The organism is Blautia parvula, from assembly GCF_020215665.1.
GTDB classification, from domain to species: domain Bacteria; phylum Bacillota; class Clostridia; order Lachnospirales; family Lachnospiraceae; genus Blautia; species Blautia celeris.
Genome location: NZ_CP084061.1, coordinates 151,947 through 174,319, shown reverse-complemented (window position 1 = coordinate 174,319; position 22,373 = coordinate 151,947). Strand labels below are relative to the sequence as shown.

Sequence of the window (22,373 nt, the reverse complement as noted above, 5' to 3'; positions counted from 1 at the left end):
GTTAATTTTTTATAAAAACCTCTCAATTACAAAACTCAGCACATTTTGGTTGACATAACTTTCCATAAAAAGAGCCAGCAGGAATAAGATACCAATCCCGGTCATAAAAAAAAGGTATGCCCTGTAGTCCGCCTTCACCCGAATACCCTTCCCCCAATACTTCTGGCTCATCTGCACAATGAAGAAGAAAAACAGCAGCACAGAGGGCACATAAAAAAGCCCCTGAGGAAAAAAGCAGGCAAGCGCGGCCCCGATTCCGCGAATCCCATATTCCATCAAAAACACAGTCAGCAGATTCCCGCCCAGAAACCCCAGCCAAAGCAGTCCCCCAAGCACCAGCGGAATCCCAAAAGGCGTCACCCCGCTGATCAGATACAACAAAAACCAGACACCTCTTCTCTCAAACAACCGCAGAAAGATCCCGCTCCCGGAAACACTTCCCGCCGCCCTGTCTGCCAGATAGACCCCCAGCAGACTGGTCTGATACCCCGCATAACTCCTCAAAAAATTACAACAAAGCACCCCCACTACAAATCCTCCTAAGTACAGGAGGAAAAACACATTCAAATATTTTTTCATAATCTCACCCTATATATTCTATGCCCTGCCCCCTGCGATTAGTACGCTCCTGTCTGTCACATCTTTTTTCTTCCGCCGCTGCTCCCGGGTAAACAGGCCCTGCAGCCATCTTTCTCTGCAATAAAAAAGTGCAGAATCTGCAGTGATATATAAAATATCATCGCAGCATTCTGCACATCTTTCCCGGTCCAGCCTACTTTGCGTAATCTACTACGCGGCTCTCCCGAATCACATTAACCTTGATCTGTCCCGGATACTCCAGTTCAGCTTCAATCTGTTTTGAAATATTCCGTGCCAGCAGTACCATATCGGAATCTGTTACGTGTTCCGGTACTACCATCACTCGAATTTCCCTACCTGCCTGAATAGCAAAAGATTTGTCCACTCCTTTGAAAGAGTTTGTTATGTCTTCTAATTGTTTTAATCTGTTGGTATATGTTTCTAAAGTTTCTCTTCTAGCACCAGGTCTTGCCGCGCTGATCGCGTCAGCAGCCTGTACAATGCAAGCCACCAGTGATGTGGGTTCCGTGTCTCCATGATGGGATTCCACGGCATTTATTACCACCTGGGACTCTTTATATTTTCTACATAAGTCAGCACCGATCTGAATATGGGAACCTTCTACTTCATGATCGATGGATTTTCCGATGTCATGTAACAGACCTGCACGTTTAGCCATGCGAATGTCTGTCCCAACTTCACCCGCCAAAAGGCCGGCAAGCTGTGCCACCTCAATAGAATGCTTTAAAGCATTCTGGCCGTAACTGGAGCGGAATTTCATACGTCCCAGCAGACGGATCAATTCCGGATGAATACCGTGTACGCCAACTTCCAGGGCTGCGGATTCACCTTCTTCTCTCATCATGGTCTCTACTTCTTTTTGTGCCTTTTCCACCATCTCTTCGATTCTGGCCGGATGAATTCTTCCGTCCACAATCAGTTTTTCCAGCGCAATACGTGCTACTTCACGCCGGATCGGATCGAAACCGGACAATACGACTGCTTCCGGGGTATCGTCAATAATGAGATCTACGCCCGTAAGTGTTTCCAAAGTTCGGATATTGCGTCCTTCCCTACCGATAATACGGCCCTTCATTTCATCGCTTGGAAGCTGTACAACGGAAATTGTAGCTTCCGATACATGGTCTGCCGCACATTTCTGAATGGCTGTCACCACGTATTCCTTGGCCTTCTTATCGGCTTCCTCTTTTGCTTTGCTCTCCAATTCCTTGTAGAGCTTGGCAGTGTCAATTTTTACTTCGTCCTCAACAGTTTTTAACAAATAATCTTTTGCTTGTTCGGAGGTCAGGCCGGAAATTCTCTCCAGCTCTTGTACTCTCTGGTCATGTAATTCATCGACTTTCTTTTCTTTCTTTTTTAGCTCGGCTTCTTTTGCTGTATAATCTGCTTCTCGTTTTTCCAGGGCATCAGCCTTCTTGTCCACTGCTTCTTCTCTGGATAAAACACGCTTCTCATACTTCTGAAGTTCTGCCCGTCTCTCTTTTGTCTCTTTCTCCAACTCATTTTTAGTACGGAGATTTTCTTCTTTTGCTTCTAAGAGAGCTTCACGTTTCTTCGTTTCCGCAGATTTCAATGCTTCATCTATAATGCTTCTTGCTTTTACTTCTGCCGTTCCGATCGTCTCAGCATCTTTTTCAGTTTTTTTCTTAACTGAAATGTTGGCTGTAACAGGAACTGCAATCAGCAGCGTGATTACCACAGCAACAATTGCAACTATTACATAGATTGCCACAGGAGCACCTCCTTATTTAGTTTTCATTGTACAAATACAACAGTTTAATTTTATACTGTTTTTACTGAAAAGTCAACATAAAACCTATTTTTCTAAAAGACAAGTATGTGAAATCTGTCCAAGATTTTTCAGCAAAAATCCTCTTTTTCTTTTAATACGGACAAAATATCAGAGGAGGAAAAACCTTTTCTCATTAAATAGCCGTAAATTCTCTGCCGTTCTCTGTCATCCATGGGGCCGCTGCCCCTTCTTCTCTTCCTTACCAGTTCCCGGATCGTGTCCCTGGAGTCATCCAGCTCCGCCTCCTCCAGAACCTCCTCTATGATGCTTCTGTCTACACCTTTTTGGGCCAGCTCCATCTTCAGCCTTGCTTTTCCTCTGCCCTCTTTTTTACATTCCACATAATGCCGGGCATATCTTCTGTCATCCAGATATCCAAAAGATTCCACATACGCAAGTGCCGCTTCCACAGCTTCCCTGGGGTACTCACCTGCCTGCAGTTTTCTCTCAAGCTCCGCCCTGGTCCGGTCCATGCTCTCCAAAAGGTGCATGGCGCGCAGTTTGGCCCGTTTGGTGAGAACCTGTCCCACAAGCTCCTGATAAACCGGTCCTGGAATCTCCTGTCCTTCTTTTATTCCATAGCGAGACAGCTCGCCTTTGTAAATAACAAAGGCGGGCTGTCCGTCAAGTTCAATCCTGTATTTTTGTTTTGTTACAGCCTGTATTTTTGTGACAAGCATTATACAACCCCATTTTCCTTTTTCGCACCCTGCGCTGCAGGTGCCTCCGCGGCCTTCATATCCGGTGCTTTTGTGTCAGAGGCTTTGGCGTCAGCCTTTTTCTCCTCTTTTGCACCTTTCTTGTCTTCTTCTTCTGTATTTCCCTCAACAAGTCCGTAGTGTTCCCTGACTTTTGCTTCCACTTCTGCTGCCACGTCCGGATTTTCTTTCAGGTACTGTTTTGCATTTTCACGTCCCTGGCCGATCTTTCCGTCCTTATATGCATACCATGCGCCGCTTTTATTGATAATGCCCAGATCTGCTGCCAGATCCAGGATATCACCGGCTTTGGAGATTCCCTGGCCGAACATGATATCAAACTCTGCCTCTTTAAAAGGAGGCGCGATCTTATTCTTAACTACCTTGATCCTGGTACGGTTTCCAACGATCTCTCCGGCCTGCTTCAGAGCTTCAATCCTTCTGACATCCAGACGGATGGAGGAATAAAACTTCAGGGCACGGCCGCCTGTGGTGGTCTCCGGGTTGCCGAACATAACTCCGACTTTCTCACGGAGCTGATTGATAAAGATAACGATACAGTTGGATTTGCTGATGACAGCCGTCAGTTTACGGAGAGCCTGTGACATCAGACGCGCCTGCAGACCCACATGGGAATCACCCATATCACCCTCGATCTCCGCTCTCGGAACCAGAGCCGCAACAGAGTCCACGATCACAATGTCCACAGCACCGGAACGCACCATAGTCTCTGTGATCTCCAGGGCCTGCTCCCCGTTATCCGGCTGTGAAATATAGAGATTGTCCACATCCACGCCGATATGCTTGGCATATACCGGGTCCAGAGCATGCTCTGCATCAATAAATCCGGCAATTCCGCCTCTTTTCTGTACCTCAGCCACCATATGCAGCGCCACGGTGGTCTTACCGCTGGATTCCGGACCGTAGACCTCTACGATCCTTCCTTTCGGGATGCCTCCCAGACCCAGTGCAATGTCAAGGCTGAGAGAACCTGTAGGTACTGTCTCCACATTCATATGTACAGAGGAATCGCCTAGTTTCATAACAGAGCCTTTACCAAACTGCTTCTCAATCTGTCCCAGGGCCGCATCCAGGGCTTTTAATTTATCTTCTTTGACCATTTGAAATCTCCTTTATTCGATTCATCTCAATAATTTCTTCTTCTGTCATTTCTACGAACTTATGTTCGTATTGCTGTTATCATAATAGTACACTTTTCGTTCCTTGTCAACTGTTATTTTCCTGCCTGCAATACGCATCACACCCTTTCTGCGCGTTCTTTTTCTATGGGAATACCGGCGCAGCGGAATGCTGCTTGAACAGATAAAAAAGGCAGAGCTGCCTTTGACGGTATGTGTTCAGTATGTAGCATCTGGCGGGATTTGTCAAGAAAAAAAGGACACCGGATGTGTTCCGATGTCCCTGTGCACTGCTGTTTACTCCGTGCCCGGCAGGCCAGCGGTGTGTGAGAAGTGTCTACTGTGCAGATAACTGTGTCAGTACGCTTTTTACATGAGAAATCTCTTCCGGTGTCGCTTTCGCAGCGGGAACGTAATAGCTCTTTGCTCTGGCGATCTGATAGATCTCTTCCTGTGACATTTCACTCTGGTTTCTCATCTGTTTTAAAGCCTGTTTTAACTGGGCATTTTCTGTCTGGGGAATCATTTCACCATAGTGTACCAGTTCACCGTTGATACCAACCAGGGTATCTACTACCATTGTCTTATCTGTCATTTTTCCTACCTCCTACTGTAAATACTGCATAAGCTGCTGTTTGCTCTCCATAGCTGACTGTGCAGCCTTCTGGAAGAACTGTTTCACCTGTGGGTCCTGTGCCTCGTGTGCATAGTCCTGCATTTTGCAGTGGGTAGTCTCAAATCCGCCGATCAGATGGCGCAGATTCTGTAAGTCAAGTACTGAAAGTTCTGTCATGACATTTTCCTCCTATTTCTGTTTTTGGTGGTTCTAACACCGTTTTGTCTACAGAAATAGTATGGCAGGTCCGGGTTTTTCTTATTCTCATTTTCCCTGAATAATTCGTTTGCTGCCCAGATATGTGGTGAGGAAATATCCGCCGTAAATAACCAGCAGAACGGCCGCTGTGGTGACAATGGAGCCGAAACGGTTCACTTCTCCTATGGTGATCATCATCTTCCTAACAAACTGCAGACCAAAGACGGAATGCACCACTGCCAAACTGAGCGGCATGAGGAAAAATATCCCAATTTGTTTGAACAGGGAGCGGTTTATCATGCTCTCATCCGCACCGATCTTGCGCAGCACATCATACCGTTCACGGTTGTCTGAACTCTCCGAAAGCTCTTTCAGGGCCAGAATGGCTGCCCCTGAGATCAGGAATATGATTCCCAGGTATATGGCTACAAATGTAATGATCGTGGAAAGCCCCATGCTGGCAGACACAATATCTGTCCTGGTATTGCTGTAAATTCCGCTCTCTCTTCGCACAGCGTTGATCTTGATATCTGTCTCCTCCACGCCCTTTTTATCCTGCACGGCATAATTGGCTGCCAGAAATCCGCCTGTCCTCCAGGCTTCCTTTACCGCATGGTCCGGAAGTATATAGATTCCCGGATTAATACGGTTGGTCATCATCATGAGAAAACCGTCCTGGCATTCCTCGTATCTGGGTGAATAGGACACGCCGTCCAGCCGGATCTTCTCCCCCTTTTTCAGCATTTTGTCTCTCTGCAGTTTCACATCATCTATATTGCAGAGCACCAGATATTCCCCATCCCCAAGCTCATACTGTTCCCTGCCGTAAAGCTTTGCAAGGCGGTTGTAATCTGACAGTTTTACAATGTCCTCCGGCAGATTCGCGTCAAGGAACATAAAATTCTTTGTCACCTCGTCTATGTTTTCCCCAATAGTCATGCCCATGGTGAGCTGGTCTGTGGCATAGATACCCATATCCACATAGTCATCCTGAAAAGCAGTAAGGTCAAATCCTTCCTCCTGCAGTTTATCCGAAACAGAAATCCCTGCGCTCTCCCCTTCAGGCGGCATATATTCCGTATTCACATCCACCGGAGTCATTTCCTCTAAAGATACCCGGAAAGAGTGGTTTATTCCGAGACCGCTTGACAGCACTGTGATCGTCATAAAAAGCATAATGCAGATGACTGTCATGGCAAACACCGTGGTATTGACCTTGCTGTTGATCTGTCTGAGAACAAAAGCGTTTAAATCCTTCAGATAATATTTTTTATTCCGCTTCACCATGTGCAGAAGAAATCCTGACAGAGACCAGAAGATCAGGAATGTAGCCAGGCAGCCCAGTAAAATGATGATCCCGTAGGAACCGGTATCCAGCTTATCCGGTGTAACAGCTACCAGATAGTAGAGCACTCCCAGAAGCGCAGCGGAAGCAAGGAACAGCAGTATGCAGACTGCCGGCTTTTTCATTTTGATCTGCTCTGTCTTCTTCCCGGCAGATAAAAGGTCTATGAGGCTGCATTTTGAGATGCTGACAGTATTGAAGACCAGGACAGCCAGGTACATGATCCCAAAGTATAAAATCGTTTTGAAGAAGGCCGTTTTGGAAAATACGAAGACATAGGACTCCATATCCACCTCAAACATTTTCACCACCAGCACGGACATGAACTGCGCTCCCAAAACGCCGATGAACAGTCCAACTGCCAGGGACAGAAGACCGATGAGAAAGGTCTCTCCCACAAGGATCCTGGATATCTGCCCTTTTCCCATTCCCAGTGTCATATATACCCCAAATTCTTTTTTCCTTCTCCTGATCAGGAAATTGTTGGCGTAAACGATGAGAAACGCCAGGATACAGGAAACAAACACGGAGACCCCGCCTAACATGGTGATCATGAGCCGTATGATCTCTTTTGTGGAGGAGGACAGATCCGTCATGGCCTGCTGGGAATCCAGGGAGTTGAAAATATAAAAAATGGCAACCCCCAGTATCAGTGTCATGAAATAGATAGCATAGTCCTTCAGGCTCTTTCTGATATTCTTGACCGAAAGCTTAAATAACATCGTTCAGCTCACCTCCCAGGAGAGTAACCACCTCGATGATGCGGTTGAAAAATTCTTTTCTCGTGTCCCTTCCCCTTACCAGTTCATTGAACAGCTTTCCGTCCTTGATAAACAGAATCCTGTTGGCATAACTGGCGGTAAAGGCGTCGTGCGTGACCATAAGGATCGTGGCAGCCATCTGTTGGTTCAGATACTGGAAGCTCTCCAGCAGCATCCTGGCAGACTTGGAATCCAGAGCGCCTGTGGGCTCATCGGCCATTACGATCTGCGGATTTGTTATCATGGCTCTTGCGCAGGCCACACGCTGCTTCTGGCCTCCTGACATCTGATAGGGATATTTCTCTAAAATGTCCTCAATTCCCAGCTTATCTGCGATCTCTTTTACCGACTTATGGATTTTCGCCGGGCTGATGCGCTGAATCGTGAGTGCCAGGGAAATATTCTCATAGGCGGTCAATGTATCCAGAAGGTTGAAATCCTGGAAAATAAAACCCAGCTCCTCTCTTCTGAACTGATTAAGGTGATTTCCCCTGAGTCTTGTCACATCTATATCATTGACGATGATCTTTCCGCTGGTCACACGGTCAATCGTAGAGACACAGTTGAGCAGTGTTGTCTTACCGCTTCCCGACGCTCCCATGATCCCCACAAATTCACCCTCCTCCACAGAAAAGCTGATTCCGTCCAGGGCTTTTGTCAGGTTACTTTTATTTCCATAATATTTTTCCACATTCGCTACTTCCAATACTGTATTCATGATGGTAACTCCTTCCTTGATTGATGATTCTATCATACAACCGTTTAAAAATCCATCCCATCGATTTGACTTACATTTATCTTTCAGATTTGTAAGGTTTTCCATGCGTTTTTGATAAAAATTAGCGATTTACTGAAAAATGTCATGTTTTTTTAAGTTTTTTTATGTATTTTCGACATATTTGTTATATAATGATATTACAAAACTTATTTGTGACAGGACAAACGTCCACGCCGGGTGAAACTCCTCCGCACCCCTGCGCAGCCAAATGTCCTCACAGGGAAAGGAAGGGAATTATATTATGGAACAACTGCTTTATCTCGTCCCTGTTATAGGGATACTGGGACTTCTCTTCGCCTTCTTTCTGACCTGCACCATAAAAAAACAGCAGGCCGGAAATGACAGGATGAAGGAGATCGCCTCCTACATTCATGAGGGGGCACAGGCTTTTTTAACGGCTGAGTACAAGATACTGATCATTTTCGTTGTGGTGTTCTTCCTGATTTTAGGTATCGCTCTGAAAAGCTGGATGACTGCAGCCGCGTTTCTTATGGGAGCGGTCTTCTCCTCCGTATCCGGCTACTGCGGCATGCAGGTTGCCACAAAGGCCAATGTGCGCACAGCAGGCGCTGCAAAGGAATCCGGCATGAAACAGGCACTTTCTATTGCCTTCTCAGGCGGTTCTGTTATGGGTATGTGTGTAACCGGCCTGGGCCTTCTGGGTGTCAGCCTGGTTTATCTTGTGACAAAGGATGCCGGAATCATCTCCGGTTTCGGCCTGGGCGCTTCCTCTATCGCGCTTTTTGCCCGTGTGGGCGGCGGTATCTATACAAAAGCGGCTGATGTGGGCGCCGATCTGGTTGGAAAGGTGGAGGCGGGGATTCCTGAGGATGACCCCAGAAATCCGGCTGTTATTGCCGATAATGTAGGTGACAATGTAGGTGATGTGGCCGGTATGGGGGCTGACCTGTTTGAATCTTATGTGGGTTCCCTGGTATCTGCCATCACGCTGGGGCTGATCTATTTTCAGGGTTCCGGTGCCGTATTCCCGCTGGTGCTGGCAGGTGTGGGGATTCTGGCTTCCATGGCTGGCACTTTCCTGGTGAAAGCCAGCAGCAGCGCAGACCCCGGCAAGGCACTGAAGGTAGGAACTTACGGTTCCAGTGTAGTGGTACTGGTGCTCTCCCTTGTGTTAAGTCATATGTTCTTTGGAAATTTTAAGGCGGCTGTCGCCATTATCAGCGGACTGATCGTGGGACTGCTGATCGGTATCACCACAGAGTATTATACTTCCGGGGATTTTAAGCCGGTTCAGAAGATTGCATCCCAGTCTGAGACAGGTGCTGCCACTACTATTATCAGCGGACTGTCTGTGGGTATGCGTTCCACTATGCTCCCGATCCTTTTTATTGCTGTCGGAATCCTGGCTGCTTATCATTTCAGCGGACTGTACGGGATTGCTCTTTCCGCAGTGGGAATGCTTTCCACAGCCGGTATCACCATCGCCATCGATGCCTATGGGCCGATTGCGGATAATGCAGGCGGTATCGCGGAGATGGCAGGGCTTGATGAATCTGTACGGAATATTACGGATAAGCTGGATTCTGTGGGAAATACCACTGCTGCCATGGGCAAAGGATTTGCCATTGGCTCCGCGGCGTTAACGGCTTTGGCATTGTTTGTGTCTTACGCGGAGGCGGTGAATCTGGATACCATCGATATTCTGAATCCGCAGGTTATTGTGGGGCTGTTTATTGGCGGTATGCTGCCGTTTTTATTCTCTGCGCTTACCATGGATTCTGTTTCCAAGGCGGCAAATAAAATGATCGAGGAGGTGCGGAGGCAGTTTAAGACGATTCCGGGTATTATGGAAGGGACAGGGAAGCCGGATTACTCTTCCTGCGTGCAGATTTCTACCCAGGCAGCGTTAAGAGAGATGCTGGTTCCAGGTATTATGGCTGTTGTGGCTCCACTGTTTGTGGGGCTGGTTCTGGGGCCGGCAGCGCTTGGCGGGTTATTGGCCGGGGCATTGGTCACAGGAGTGCTGATGGCTGTTTTTATGGCAAATTCCGGCGGGGCATGGGATAATGCCAAGAAGTTTATTGAGGAGGGGGCTCACGGCGGTAAGGGCAGCGAGGCGCATAAGGCGGCGGTTGTCGGTGATACAGTGGGGGATCCGTTTAAGGATACTTCGGGGCCTTCGATCAATATTTTGATTAAGTTGATGACGATTGTGGCGGTGGTGTTTACGCCTTTGTTTCTTTGATGTGATATAAGGGACAGTGAAAGCGGTAGAAAAAAGAAGTTTCCACGGTTGATATTTAAAACCGTGGAAGCTTCTTTTTCTTTATGCAGAAAAATTATTTTTATTTGTTTAGGATTCGTTTTATGGTGTTGAGGTCTGCAAGATTTACGGTTTCAAAGTTTCCTTTGTAGAATATGGCCCAGTTGTTGAATACACAGGGGAGGGTTTTTGCTTTTTGTAGTGTGTCTACCTGGATGAAGGCGGAGGGGGTATTGGTGGATTCGCAGTATTTTTTTATGGTTTCTATGGTTTGGTAGGTGTAGGGGCATTGATGGTCGTAGTAGATGGTGAGGATTTTGTTCTCGATTGTTTGGGCTTTGGCGCTTTTGGTAAATTGAGGGGTGGTTCCGTCGAAGGAGAGGGCAAGAAGGTCGTAGCCGGAGTCTGTGGTGTCGACAACTTCAAAGCCGAACTTTTTGGCAAATGCCTGGTCGGAAAGCCAGGCTTTTTGTTTTTTGGAGCCGAGCATGCAGATGCCGGACTTTCCCTTTGCTTTGGCGTCGGCTATGCAGTATTCCATCAGTAATCTGCCGTAACCGTTTCCTTTGTGGGCACCCGTGACCCACAGGCAGTATATATAATAGTAATTATAGCCGGTTATGGGGACCCAGGCGGTTTCCAGAGGAGCGTATTCTATGAAGACCACTGCTTTTTCGTTTAATTTTCTGAAGACATGGCCCTCTTTCAGGCGGTAAGAAAGCCATTGCCGCTTTGCCTCAACGCCGGGATGGGGCTTTTTGCTGCGGATGATGCAGCATAAATGCTCAGCGGGAAGGTTTTCGGTTGTCAGGTTAATAAAATTTTTATTCATATTTATCCTCGCTTATATATCTATCGGTTTTCCGGTCAACATTATTCTTATATCATGCGTCTTAAACTCATGTGCCGTAAAATAACACAATAATTTAACAGGCAGACGATTCATCCTCCATTGTTGTCTATTTTTCTAAGTATATAAAAGTAAGTTCATTCGAAACTTCCTGTTGTTTAAAAATTTCATATCCAACCTGTTCATACAGCTGTAAATTTTTTGCACTTTTTGAACTTGTAAACAATTCACATCGGTTATGTGGACAAGTGTGTTCAATTTCTTTTAATAATTTTGTGCCTATCCCTTTTCCTTGCCAAAATGGGTGTACGAATAATTTTCCAATGTATAGAGTACCATTTTCTATATAGCCACGTACTGAACCGATAATTCTGTTATTATCATCAAGAACTTTTAATATTGTCCCATTATCATATTCGTTTTGAACCTCTTGTAATGTCTGCTTTAGTGGCGGAATATCAAAATTATTTAATAGTTTTGCCTCGCTTTGATAAGACAAATATTGCAGTTGTAGAATTTCTGATAAGTCCTCTTTTGTAGCTTTTGTAATAATCATCAAAACACCGTCCTTTGTTCATATTAGTAGCTGCCCCAAAAATTTTTGAAATGGATTGGTGCTGCTTTTTCAGGGCTGAATTTAGTTATAGTATACAGGATTAGCAGGAGTATGACAATGTTTTTCGAACATACTTTCTGTTCTTGTATGTAAAAATATTCTGCTGAAGCTCAGGATTCCCGCACGCCAAATTCAGGTGATTCCGGAGGACAAAGAGAAACGCCCGGCTCTGTAAAAAACAGATGCCGGACGTTTTGCTTATACAAACAGATTTACGTTGGACTGCTCCGCGTCGCCCAGGTAGGAGGCTACACCGGCCAGTTCTACGCCGTCTATGAGTTCCTCCGGGGTAATGCCCATGACATCCATGGACATGGTGCAGGCTACCAGCTTTACGCCGTTTTCCTGGGCCTGCCTGATGAGTTCTTCCAGAGAGGAGACATTTTTGGATTTCATGACTTTTTTCATCATTTTGGTGCCCATGCCCATCATGTTCATTTTGGAAAGCTTCAGTTTTGTGGTGCCCCGGGGCATCATGAAACCGAACATTTTCTCAATAAAAGGCTTTTTGACATGGACTTTTTCCGGTTTTCTAAGAGCGTTCAGGCCCCAGAAGGTAAAGAACATGGTGACCGGGCGGCCCATGGCAGCAGCGCCGTTGGCTATGATGAAGGAGGCCAGAACTTTGTCTAAATCACCGTCGAAGACGATAATTGTCTTTCCCTGATCATCCCGGTCATGGGACGGCCAGGAGGCTGCGCTCAAATCATCCCGGTTGTGGGACGGGCAGGAGGCTGCGCTCAAATCATCCCGGTTGTGGGACGGACAGGAGGCTGCATCTACAGCTGAGGAGGATGCAGTGCCTTTTTGAATAGTCACAATGTTTTCCCTGCCCTGGCGTTCTGTGGACAATAGAGTGTTGCCGGTTCTCCGGCACCAGGCGTCTATATCCCGGGCAAATCCCATGTCTGTGGCGGACACCTGAAGTCTGGAGCCTTCGGGCATCTTCTTCAGGGTCTCATTTACTTTCATGATGGGACCGGGGCACTGAAGGCCGCTGCAGTCCAGAATCTGAAGCTTCTGCGGTGAGTCTTTGGCAGGCTCCGGCGCCGCAGGGCTTTTTTCAGCGGAAGTAAAAACCGGCGGTGTCTCACCGGATGCAGTGTGGTGATATGTTTTGTAGAAGGATGTACCGCCGGCCAGTACACTTACCTTTTGAAATCCGCTCTGCATAAGGATGCGGGCCGCATTGTAGGAACGCACGCCTATGGAACAATACGCTACAATCCTCTTATCCGGATTCAGCTCCCTGAGACGGCTCCGCAGGGTGCCGAGAGGCATGTGGACAGAACCGGGAATGGAAAATACCATGCGTTCAGCCTCCTCTGTAACATCCAGGACGGTAACGCCCTCATGCTCTGCCTGCAGAAGCAGATCCAGCTCCGCGGGGGTGACAAAGGATACCATGTTGTTCCGAATATTCTCCGCCACAAAGCCCAGCATATTGACAGGATCCTTGGCTGAGGAAAAGGGCGGGGCATAGGCCAGTTCCAGTTTTGCAAGATTCTCTGTGGTTCCCTTCATGCTCATGACCGTGGCTATGGTATCTATCCTTTTATCCACTTTATCCTGGCCTACTGCCTGGGCCCCCAGTATCTTTCCCTCTTTGTCAAAGAGAAGCTTCAGAGTGATGGGTGTAGCCTGGGGATAGTAGCCGGCATGGGATTTCTGGTTGATGACAACAGTCTCATAATCTGTTCCCTTTTTCCTGCCGGATGCCAGAAGGGCTTTTTCGTTCAGACCCACTGCAGCTGCGGTCCGGTCAAAGACCTGGGCAACAGAGGTTCCCATGGAACCCTCGTATGTTTTTTGGCTGCCCGTAATGTTGTCCGCGCAGATTCTGGCCTGCTTGTTGGCAGGTCCTGCAAGGGGAATCATGGTTTTCTCACCGGTCACCAGATGGTTGACTTCTATGACATCACCTACTGCATAGATATCCGGTTCGGAAGTCCTGAGACAGGCATCGACCTGAATGCCTCCACGGGCATTTAAGGCAAGGCCTGCGTCTTTTGCAAGTGCACTGTTGGGCCTTACGCCGATGGAGAGGAGAACCAGCTCAGCCTCCACGATTCTGCCGCTTTTCAGATGGATTTTTGTACTGCCGTTTTGTGTCTCAAAGTGGTCGACACCGTCCTCCAGGATCAGCCTGGTGTTGTTCATGCGGATGTTTTCGTGGAGAAGCTGCGCCATTTCGTAGTCAAGAGGCGCCATGACCTGATTCTGCATCTCTATGATCGTCACGTCAAGACCTGCCCTGTGCAGATTTTCCGCCATCTCAAGGCCGATAAAGCCTCCGCCGATCACGGCCGCCCTGCCCGGATGATGCTGTTCCATGTAATGCTTTATATTGTCCGTATCCGGAATATTCCAGAGGGTGAAAATACCCTGCCCGTCAATGCCGGGGATAGGCGGTTTTAAGGGAGAGGAACCGGTGGCAAGGATAAGGCTGTCGTAGGTTTCCTCGTATTCCTCTCCGGTGGAAAGGCTGCGTACCAGGACTTTGTGCTCCTTCGGATCAATGGCGGCTGCCTCTGCTTTTGTGCGGACATCAATATTGAATTTTTTCTTCATGGCCTCCGGTGTCTGGAGAAGAAGGGCATCTCTGCTCTTTATCACATCCCCGATATAGTAGGGAAGGCCGCAGTTGGCAAAGGATATATAGTCTCCTTTTTCCAGAACAACAATCTCCATATTCTCATCTCTTCTGCGCAGTCTGGCCGCTGCTGTGGCTCCTCCTGCTACGCCTCCGATTATCACTGTCTTTTTTGGCATATCTGAAACACTCCTTTTTTGTGGTTGGTCTGTTTTCTCATTGCCACTATCATACACAGATTCGGATGGGTTTTCCGTAACAGAGTCACATAGGCAGAAGGGATCACTCCAGAAATCCGGTCATACTGCCTTTTGGAAATTCAATAAAGACTTCACAGCCTTCCCCTTCCCTGGATGTCAGGTAGATTTTGTGTCCCATTTTCTCACAGAGTTTTCTACACAGGTAGAGGCCTATACCCGTGGACTTTTTGCCAAAACGGCCATTGGAGCCGGTAAAACCCTTGTCAAAAACACGGCCTGCATCCATGACCGGAATACCGATGCCCTTGTCCTTCATGCACAGGATGACTTTTTCCTTTTCGGCAGCAGCATACCACTCGATTCCCGCGCTGTCTTCCTTCCGGTATTTGATGCTGTTTGCCAGGATCTGGTTCAGAATAAAGGCCAGCCACTTACTGTCAGAATACACACATACATTCAGGTCATGCAGGGCTATGGAGAATTTTCCGCCTATAAGTGCTTTCTTGTTTTTGCGTATAACCTCGCGTGCCAGCTCCTCCAGATTCAGCTTTTTCAGTATATAGTCCTTTTCCACGTAATTGCTTCTGGCGTAAAAAAGTGCCTGCTCTGCAAAGTCATCGATCTTGTCCAGCTCCTCCGAAAGGCTTTCACTGCAGCTGTCCCTGTTGTTTTCCAGAATCATTTTCCCGGTGGCTATGGGGAGCTTCACCTCATGAACCCACAGTTCAATGTATTCCTTGTACTCATCGCTTTTGCGTCTGTACTCTCCCACCCGCCAGTTCATGGATTCCGCCATTTCCTGCAGGGTTTCATACATGAATTTCCCTTCCAGAAAACCCGGGCATTCCAGCAGCTCGGGAAGCAGGTATTTCTGGTCAAGATGTGCCAGATGATTTTCCACTGTCCTGTAAAAACGGCGTTTTCTCATATAATCCGTGCACCACACCGCGAACCAGATGCTGACAAAAGAGACCCCTACCAGCAGCAGGTAAAAGTTCGGTATCATGACCAGCACACCGAAAAGGATCACCACCGTGAGAACTGCCAGCAGCATAATAAACTGCAGCCATCGCTCCTTTATATATTCTCTCAGATTCATTCTAACAGATACCCCTGCCCTCTCTTGGTATGGATCACGCCCTTTCGTCCGATAGATTCCAGTTTTGCCCGAAGCCTTGTGATATTCACAGTCAGGGTATTGTCATCTACAAACAGTTCACTGTCCCACAGATCATTGATGATCACATCCCTGGACACGATCTTTCCCCTGTTTTTCGCAAGGCAGTACAGTATCCTGCTCTCATTTTTCGTCAGGTCCGCCTCCTGCTCCCCTGCTTTTGCCACGCTCCGGGAAATATCCAGAATAAAGTCACCGCAGGATATCTCCTCTGTCTCTTGCAGGCTTCCCTGGCTTCTCTTCAGCACTGCCTCCACATGGGCCAAAAGGATCTGGGGATTAAACGGCTTCGCTATAAAATCATCTGCCCCGTAATTAAGACACAGAAGCTCATTCATCTCCGTATTCTGGCTGGTTATGATGACAATGGGAATCGCCAGACGTTTTCTCAGCTCCTTACAGATGTATTTTCCGTCTGCGTCCGGCAGGGAGAGGTCTAAAAGCAGAATATCGCCCCCTGCACGGCAGATCTCCTCCACTGCATTTTTGTAATCCGTGATCTCCCCGGTATCATATCCGTGCATTTTAAAAAACAGCGCCAGCTCTGTGCGCAGTTTGTCATCGTCTTCCGTCAAAAGAACTTTCATATCTATCCCTTCTTTCTTCTGCAGCCGGGTAAGTGATCTTTTCTCTGCGCGGCTGCACAACCAGAAAACCGGACGCAGCCTCTGCCGCATCCGGTTCACTCTCAGCTTTTTACAAGAATCCTTCCTGTCATGATCCAATCAGCCAGTTGTACATTTCTTCATACTGGTTCGCAGAATTGGACCAGGAATAATCCTTGGCCATTGCGCGGTCGATCAGTTTGTTCCACTCGCGCTTCCTATCGTAGTATACAGACTCTGCATAGCGAATCGTACTCAGCATCTCATGAGCATTGTAGTTCGTAAAGCTGAAGCCTGTTCCTGTACTTTCAAATTCATTGTATGGTTCTACTGTGTCTTTCAAACCGCCAGTCTCACGCACAATGGGAATGGTTCCGTAACGAAGGCTCATCAACTGACTCAGGCCGCATGGCTCAAACAGTGACGGCATCAGGAACGCATCACATGATGCATAGATTCTGTGAGATAACGCATTGTCATAGAAAATATTGGCGGACACCTTGCCTTGATATTTCCATGCGAAATGGCGGAACATATTCTCGTATCGTTCTTCACCAGTGCCCAGCACTACAAGCTGGATCGCATCCTGGCACAGCTCATCCATTACATAAGCGATCAAATCAAGGCCCTTCTGGTCTGTCAGACGTGACACAATACCAATCATCATAGCCTTCGGATCCTGGTTCAATCCCAGTTCGCTCTGCAGAGCTGTCTTGTTCTTTATTTTTTCTTTGCGGAACGTCTTCGCATTGTAGTTCTTCGCGATCATACGGTCAGTTTCGGGGTTGTATTCATCATAGTCAATTCCATTTACGATACCGCGCAGGTCATGGGCGCGGGCGCGAAGCAGTCCGTCCAGTTTTTCTCCGTAAAATTCAGTCTTAATCTCTTCTGCATAGGTATTACTCACAGTTGTAATGGCATCCGCATACACCAGTCCGCCTTTTAAGAGGTTGCCGTCCTTGAATGACTCCAGCTTGTCAGGGGTAAAATAATATGCCGGAAGTCCGGTCAGTTCTCGGATCGTCTTAATATCCCAGGTACCCTGGAATTTCAGGTTATGTATGGTCATGATTGTCTTAATACCCTGATAAAAGGCACCTTCCTGGAACCTGTCCTTTAAGTAAACCGGTACCAGTCCTGTCTGCCAGTCATGGCAGTGGATCACATCAGGCCTGAAATCAATTACAGGCAGGATGGACAGTGCGGCTTTTGAGAAAAACGCAAATTTCTCAATGTCAAAACGGATATCACCATATGGCTGGTATCCTGAAAAATAGTATTCGTTATCAATGAAATAGAACTGAACACCGTCATATTCCATCTGCATGATGCCCACATATTCTCTGCGGTAGCCTATGTCCATATAAAAATGTGTAACATACTGAAGCTGGTTCTTGAACTCTTCCTTCATGCACATGTATTTGGGGATAATCACCCGCACATCAAAATAATTCTTATCAAAGCACTTGGGCAGCGCGCCGACAACATCTGCCAGCCCTCCTGTTTTAATAAACGGTACGGCCTCTGAAGCCACAAACAATATCTTCTTCACTGAAATACCCTCCTTCAGCCAGGCACCTTCCTCACAAACCTCCCAAGTCTGCCATGCCTGCATATTTTAGACAGTATCTCAACCTGCCTATTATAATGATTATACCCTATTTTCAGTGCAATGAAAAGTGCTTTTTTGGCGGTGATTTTTATTTCTTGTATTCTAATCTGATTTTATCTGCAATTAAGGCAATAAATTCCGAATTGGTGGGTTTGCCTTTTCCTGTACTTACGGTATAGCCAAACAGCTCGTCGATGGTATCCATCTTTCCTCTGCTCCATGCCACTTCAATGGCGTGGCGGATTGCCCGTTCTACGCGGCTGGGTGTTGTCTGGTGTTTTTTTGCTATGGTTGGATATAAGATCTTCGTAATAGAATTGAGCATTTCCATGTCATTGACAGAGAGTATGATCGCATCTCTCAGATACTGATAGCCCTTGATGTGTGCAGGAACACCAATCTCGTGGATGATGTTGGTCACATCTGCTTCCAGATTTCTCTCGAAATAAGTACCCTTATCCTCATATGCATTGACTTTGCGCAGTTCCTTCACTCTCGTGTCCCTGGACTGCCTGATATGCTTGATGCGGGACAGAAGCATCTTGTTGTCAAACGGTTTCATAATATAATAATTTGCCCCCAGATTAAAGGCATCTTCTGTGATCTGCTCCTGTCCGACAGCGGATACCACGATAAAAGCGGGATGTTTTTTCAGATTGCCGTCCCTTCCGACACGTTCCATCACGCTCAATCCGTCCACTTTCGGCATTATGATATCTAAAAGTACTACGTCAGGTTCTTTTTCTCTGATTATATCGTATATATCGGCGCCATTGTTGGCATGACCTACCAATTCCAGCTCTTTATCTTCATTGATGAGATTCCCCAGTAAATCCAACATTTTCTCATTATCATCTGCTATAGCGACATTTAACTTTTCCATAACTCGTCCTCCATGTCATGTTGCTCTTTTTCTTCAGTAAATGACGGGCGCCCTGTTGAATCGTCATTTCTGAAGACTACTTGTATTATATTATCAGTTGTTTTCATAATCAAGCTAAATCATCTTACAACTTTCACCGTATTCTGCCACATTCATCATTTTTTCGACATCTAACCTGATTTTGCAGATATTTTTTCGCCTAATCCTCCAGCATTTTTTCAATAAAAATGCCGTAGCCTTTGGTAGAATCCTGTACAAAAACATGTGTCACAGCGCCGATCAGTTTTCCGTTCTGTACAATAGGACTTCCGCTCATGCCCTGCACGATCCCGCCTGTTGCCGCAAGCAGCTCCGGATCTGTCACCTGTATGGCAAAAGCTTTGTTCGTGTCCGCCTGGTCCCTGTAAATATCCGTGATATTTACCTGGTAAGCCTTTACCTCACCTTCCAGTTCTGCCAGTATCTGGGCTTCCCCTGTCTCCACCTCCTGTTTGTAGCCCACCTCCATGGAAGTAAGCGGAAGCTTATACATGCAGCCATCGCCCACAGAACCGAATATACCCTTTTGCGTGTTGCTGTCAATGGTGCCGATCCTTTTGCTGTCATCATAATCAATATAGCCCGAGAGTTCCCCCGGATTTCCCTTTGTCCCTTTTAAGACAGATACGATCTGTGCCTGATACAGTTCCCCGCCGGCTATATCAAGAAGCTCACCTGTATCCGTATCGCTGATCCCATGGCCCAGCGCACCATAGCTTCCATCCTCCTCCACATAAGTGAGGGTGCCGATACCCTGGGTATTGTCCCTGACCCAGATGCCCAGTTTATACTCCTGATCCTCCCCCATGACCGGGTCGATGGAGATGGGAACTTCCTCCTCGCCGCGCTTTACAAGAAGGGTGACAGGCTTTCCGCCGCAGTCATGGATCCTTGAGATCAGATCTTTTTTGGAATTGACAGCTTCTCCGTCAACCTGCAGGATGTAATCTCCTGATTTGGCAATGTTAGCGGCCGGCTCACAGGGAATTCCATCGCTGCCAATGATTTCCCCTGTATCCACGATCAAAACTCCCTGTGTGTCCATATAGAGGCCTATGGGCATGCCGCACACAGATACCCATTTCTCCTCCACAGTCTCCACTTTCACATCCTTAAGCGGAACTACTCCAAGCAGGCTGCAGGGAATCCGGTAGGTGCCGCTGTCTGCCACGTTCAGGGTTTCCGGGTAAGTGACCAGGGGATTATCCAGCATTTTGCTGATCCCATCCTCATTTCCTGAACGGACATACAGGGTGTCCGGTATGGAGTCTTTAACCTCCTTATATCCCATTGTGCCGGCTGCAATAATATCTGCTATTAAGAATACGAAAAGAAGGCGCCGATAATTACGCTTTTTCGACAAAAAATCACATCCTTTCATAATTTTTTTAAAAAGAAAAAAGGATACACTCTTGTGTACCCTTTTTAGTATGTGATGATTCATCTATTTCAATCTTGTATTTTTTTGTTGACGTGCCAAATCTTTCATTTCGGAAGCATTGGATAATACGGCGTCTGTGATCCTGTCACCGCCCAGCATCCTTGCCAGTTCTCTTACGGAGTCCTGCTTTCCAAGCTTCAATATCCTGGTCCGCGTCCCCTTATTTTCCACATTTTTTTCAATAAGGAAATGGAAATCCGCCTGGGCCGCGATCTGGGGCAGATGGGTGATGCAGAGCACCTGATGCTGCCTGCCGATGACTGCCATCTTCTCAGACACCTTCCAGGCTGTCCTGCCGCTGATTCCTGTGTCGATCTCATCGAAGATCAGGGTCTCCTTCTCATCCTTGTCAGCCAGAATAGTCTTGATGGCAAGCATGATTCTGGACAGCTCACCGCCGGATACCACTTTTGTCAGATCCTTCACCGGTTCGCCCGGATTGGTGGAGATCATAAAGCAGATACGGTCCACACCGTTTTCTCCAAAAGCTTCCTTTCTTGCAAAGTCGATACGAAATACCACTTCCAGAAAATTCAAATCCTTCAGTGCCTGGGTGATCTCACGCTCCAGCTTCCCTGCCCAGGTCTTTCTGGCTTTGGTCAGGACATCGCTTTTCCCGGTGAGTGCCTCCGCTTTCACGGACAGCTCTTTTTTCAGCCGTTCCCTGTAAAGCTCAAAGTTCTGGAGACGTTCCAGTTCTTTTTCTTTCTCTTCTTTATAAGAGAGGATATCCCGGATGGTCCTTCCATATTTTGCCTTCAGGTGGTTGATCAGGTTCAGCCTCTCCTCAAGCTGCAGAAACTCTTCCTGGGAAAAAGAAAAATCATTCAAATAGGAGGACAGTTCCCTGTTAAAATCGCTCAGAAGTGCATCCACATCACTCAGTGACGCGTACAGCCCGGACAGGTTCTCATCAAATTCTGTCACCTGGGCAAGACGCCGCACAGATCTTCCGATTCGGTCGGCGCTTCCATCCCTCTCATATCCGGTCTGCTCATGGATCTCATTTAACGCTTCCGTGATCTTTTTGCCATTGATCAGGCGGCGGTACTCTGTCTCCAGAGTTTCATCCTCGCCTTCCTTTAACTGGGCATCTTCTATCTCACCAATCTCAAATGCAAGAAAGTCCATCTCCCGCTTCCGTTGTTCCTCGTCAAGCTGGTAGGTGGAAAGTTCTTTTTTCATATCTGCATATTCTCTGTAAAGTCTGCTCACCTGTTCCCTGCAGGGAAGAATATCCTCTCTGCCGTATGCATCCAGAATATCCATTTGTTTTTCCGGATATAATAAGGACTGGTGTTCATGCTGTCCGTGGATATCAAGCAGATAGGACGCTGCTTCCTTCACAGCGGACACGGTGCAGGTCTCACCGTTAATTTTGCAGATACTTCTGCTCCCGGTAATTTTCCTGCTGATAATAATCTGCCCATCTTCAGGAAAAATATCCATGGCCTTCAAATGTGCCGCTGTTTTTTCATTCACTTCAAAGACCAGCTCCACAAAAGCAAATTCGGCGCCTTCCCGGATCATTTCTCTGGAAGCCTTCTGTCCCAGCGCCAGATTGACAGAGCCGATGAGTACGGATTTACCTGCGCCTGTCTCACCTGTAAGGATATTCAGGCCTTCCGCAAAGTCCACTTCTATCTCATCGATCAGCGCCAGATTTTTTACATGTAAATGTACCAGCATACTCTCTACCTTGTACTCTCTTCATAAGCATTGATTATTTTTTTAATTTTATCCATCAGGATGATCGTGTCATCTGTACTTCTGTTGATGCAGGCAATGGTGTCATCCCCTGCGATGCAGCCCACCACTTCACTGTAGTTCATGTTGTCCAGGGCTGCACCTGCTGCATTTGCCATACCGGAAACCGTTTTGATCACCAGAATATTCTGTGCCATCTCCATGGATAGAAAGGCATCTTTCAAAACCCTTATGTACTTCTCGCTGTTCTGGCTGTCACGCTGCCCCATAACGGTGTACCTGGAGCCGCCGTCCGGCTTGGCGATCTTCATCAGCTTCAGCTCCCGGATATCGCGTGAAACGGTGGCCTGCGTTACCGCAAAGCCGGCCTCCTGCAGTTTTGCAGCCAGTTCTTCCTGTGTCTCAATGTCATACTGGTTGATCAAATCTATGATTTTTGAATGTCTGGCAATCTTCATGGTTCCCTCCTTGTGTGAAATTTCGATTCAAGCCATTG

19 protein-coding genes are annotated in these 22,373 nt (G+C 47.2%); 1 reads left to right on the top strand and 18 read right to left on the bottom strand.

From position 1 onward, the window contains the following. Positions 1-9: 9 nt before the first annotated feature. The 8 genes from LC508_RS00950 to LC508_RS00915 all read right to left on the bottom strand — a co-directional run bounded on the left by LC508_RS00950 (position 10) and on the right by LC508_RS00915 (position 7,867). Complete coding sequence (locus tag LC508_RS00950; RefSeq protein ID WP_033141165.1) at positions 10-579, bottom strand: stage II sporulation protein M; 570 nt, start codon at positions 577-579, stop codon at positions 10-12. A 193-nt stretch (positions 580-772) separates the two neighbouring features. Beyond that, on the bottom strand, positions 773-2,332 hold the full coding sequence (gene rny / locus LC508_RS00945; RefSeq protein WP_033141166.1) for a ribonuclease Y: 1,560 nt from the start codon (positions 2,330-2,332) through the stop codon (positions 773-775). 128 nt (positions 2,333-2,460) lie between these two features. After that, complete coding sequence (locus LC508_RS00940; RefSeq protein ID WP_103732329.1) at positions 2,461-3,072, bottom strand: regulatory protein RecX; 612 nt, start codon at positions 3,070-3,072, stop codon at positions 2,461-2,463. Beyond that, positions 3,072-4,211 (bottom strand): recombinase RecA, encoded by a 1,140-nt coding sequence (recA, locus tag LC508_RS00935; RefSeq protein WP_103732330.1) that lies wholly within the window; start codon positions 4,209-4,211, stop codon positions 3,072-3,074. Before recA ends, LC508_RS00940 begins: the two co-directional genes overlap by 1 nt. A gap of 355 nt (positions 4,212-4,566) precedes the next feature. Further along, positions 4,567-4,824 (bottom strand): spore coat protein, encoded by a 258-nt coding sequence (locus tag LC508_RS00930; protein WP_033141169.1) that lies wholly within the window; start codon positions 4,822-4,824, stop codon positions 4,567-4,569. 12 nt (positions 4,825-4,836) lie between these two features. After that, positions 4,837-5,022: a hypothetical protein gene (locus LC508_RS00925; RefSeq protein ID WP_033141170.1), complete on the bottom strand. Its 186-nt coding sequence runs from the start codon at positions 5,020-5,022 to the stop codon at positions 4,837-4,839. Between the two features lie 87 nt (positions 5,023-5,109). Continuing rightward, a complete protein-coding gene (locus LC508_RS00920) occupies positions 5,110-7,110 on the bottom strand; it encodes an ABC transporter permease (protein WP_033141171.1) in 2,001 nt (666 codons plus the stop codon). After that, on the bottom strand, positions 7,100-7,867 hold the full coding sequence (locus tag LC508_RS00915; protein ID WP_033141172.1) for an ABC transporter ATP-binding protein: 768 nt from the start codon (positions 7,865-7,867) through the stop codon (positions 7,100-7,102). The genes LC508_RS00920 and LC508_RS00915 overlap by 11 nt, the downstream gene beginning before the upstream one ends. Before the next feature lie 301 nt (positions 7,868-8,168). Between LC508_RS00915 and LC508_RS00910 the strand changes: the two genes are divergently transcribed. Beyond that, a complete protein-coding gene (locus LC508_RS00910; RefSeq protein ID WP_033141173.1) occupies positions 8,169-10,133 on the top strand; it encodes a sodium-translocating pyrophosphatase in 1,965 nt (654 codons plus the stop codon). 100 nt (positions 10,134-10,233) lie between these two features. Here LC508_RS00910 and LC508_RS00905 read toward each other — a convergent pair whose 3' ends face one another. The 10 genes from LC508_RS00905 to argR all read right to left on the bottom strand — a co-directional run bounded on the left by LC508_RS00905 (position 10,234) and on the right by argR (position 22,335). Beyond that, entirely contained in the window at positions 10,234-10,983 is a 750-nt protein-coding gene (locus LC508_RS00905; RefSeq protein ID WP_103732380.1) for a GNAT family N-acetyltransferase, read from the bottom strand. Between the two features lie 127 nt (positions 10,984-11,110). Beyond that, complete coding sequence (locus LC508_RS00900; RefSeq protein ID WP_033141182.1) at positions 11,111-11,557, bottom strand: GNAT family N-acetyltransferase; 447 nt, start codon at positions 11,555-11,557, stop codon at positions 11,111-11,113. Positions 11,558-11,815: 258 nt separating this feature from the next. Next, a complete protein-coding gene (locus LC508_RS00895) occupies positions 11,816-14,389 on the bottom strand; it encodes a DsrE/DsrF/DrsH-like family protein (protein WP_103732379.1) in 2,574 nt (857 codons plus the stop codon). A 103-nt stretch (positions 14,390-14,492) separates the two neighbouring features. Further along, complete coding sequence (locus tag LC508_RS00890; RefSeq protein ID WP_103732378.1) at positions 14,493-15,509, bottom strand: sensor histidine kinase; 1,017 nt, start codon at positions 15,507-15,509, stop codon at positions 14,493-14,495. Continuing rightward, entirely contained in the window at positions 15,506-16,174 is a 669-nt protein-coding gene (locus LC508_RS00885; protein ID WP_103732382.1) for a response regulator transcription factor, read from the bottom strand. Before LC508_RS00885 ends, LC508_RS00890 begins: the two co-directional genes overlap by 4 nt. A gap of 127 nt (positions 16,175-16,301) precedes the next feature. Beyond that, on the bottom strand, positions 16,302-17,747 hold the full coding sequence (glgA, locus tag LC508_RS00880; RefSeq protein WP_033141221.1) for a glycogen synthase GlgA: 1,446 nt from the start codon (positions 17,745-17,747) through the stop codon (positions 16,302-16,304). Positions 17,748-17,895: 148 nt separating this feature from the next. After that, positions 17,896-18,690: a sporulation transcription factor Spo0A gene (gene spo0A, locus LC508_RS00875; protein WP_033141185.1), complete on the bottom strand. Its 795-nt coding sequence runs from the start codon at positions 18,688-18,690 to the stop codon at positions 17,896-17,898. Positions 18,691-18,889: 199 nt separating this feature from the next. Next, positions 18,890-20,092, bottom strand: a complete 1,203-nt coding sequence (spoIVB, locus tag LC508_RS00870; protein WP_103732381.1) for a SpoIVB peptidase — start codon at positions 20,090-20,092, stop codon at positions 18,890-18,892. An 81-nt stretch (positions 20,093-20,173) separates the two neighbouring features. After that, the gene (gene recN / locus LC508_RS00865) at positions 20,174-21,859 is read right to left on the bottom strand and encodes a DNA repair protein RecN (RefSeq protein WP_118594149.1); all 1,686 of its coding nucleotides are present in this window, start codon (positions 21,857-21,859) and stop codon (positions 20,174-20,176) included. Between the two features lie 5 nt (positions 21,860-21,864). Next, positions 21,865-22,335 (bottom strand): arginine repressor, encoded by a 471-nt coding sequence (gene argR / locus LC508_RS00860; RefSeq protein WP_033141187.1) that lies wholly within the window; start codon positions 22,333-22,335, stop codon positions 21,865-21,867. Between the last annotated feature and the right edge of the window lie 38 nt (positions 22,336-22,373).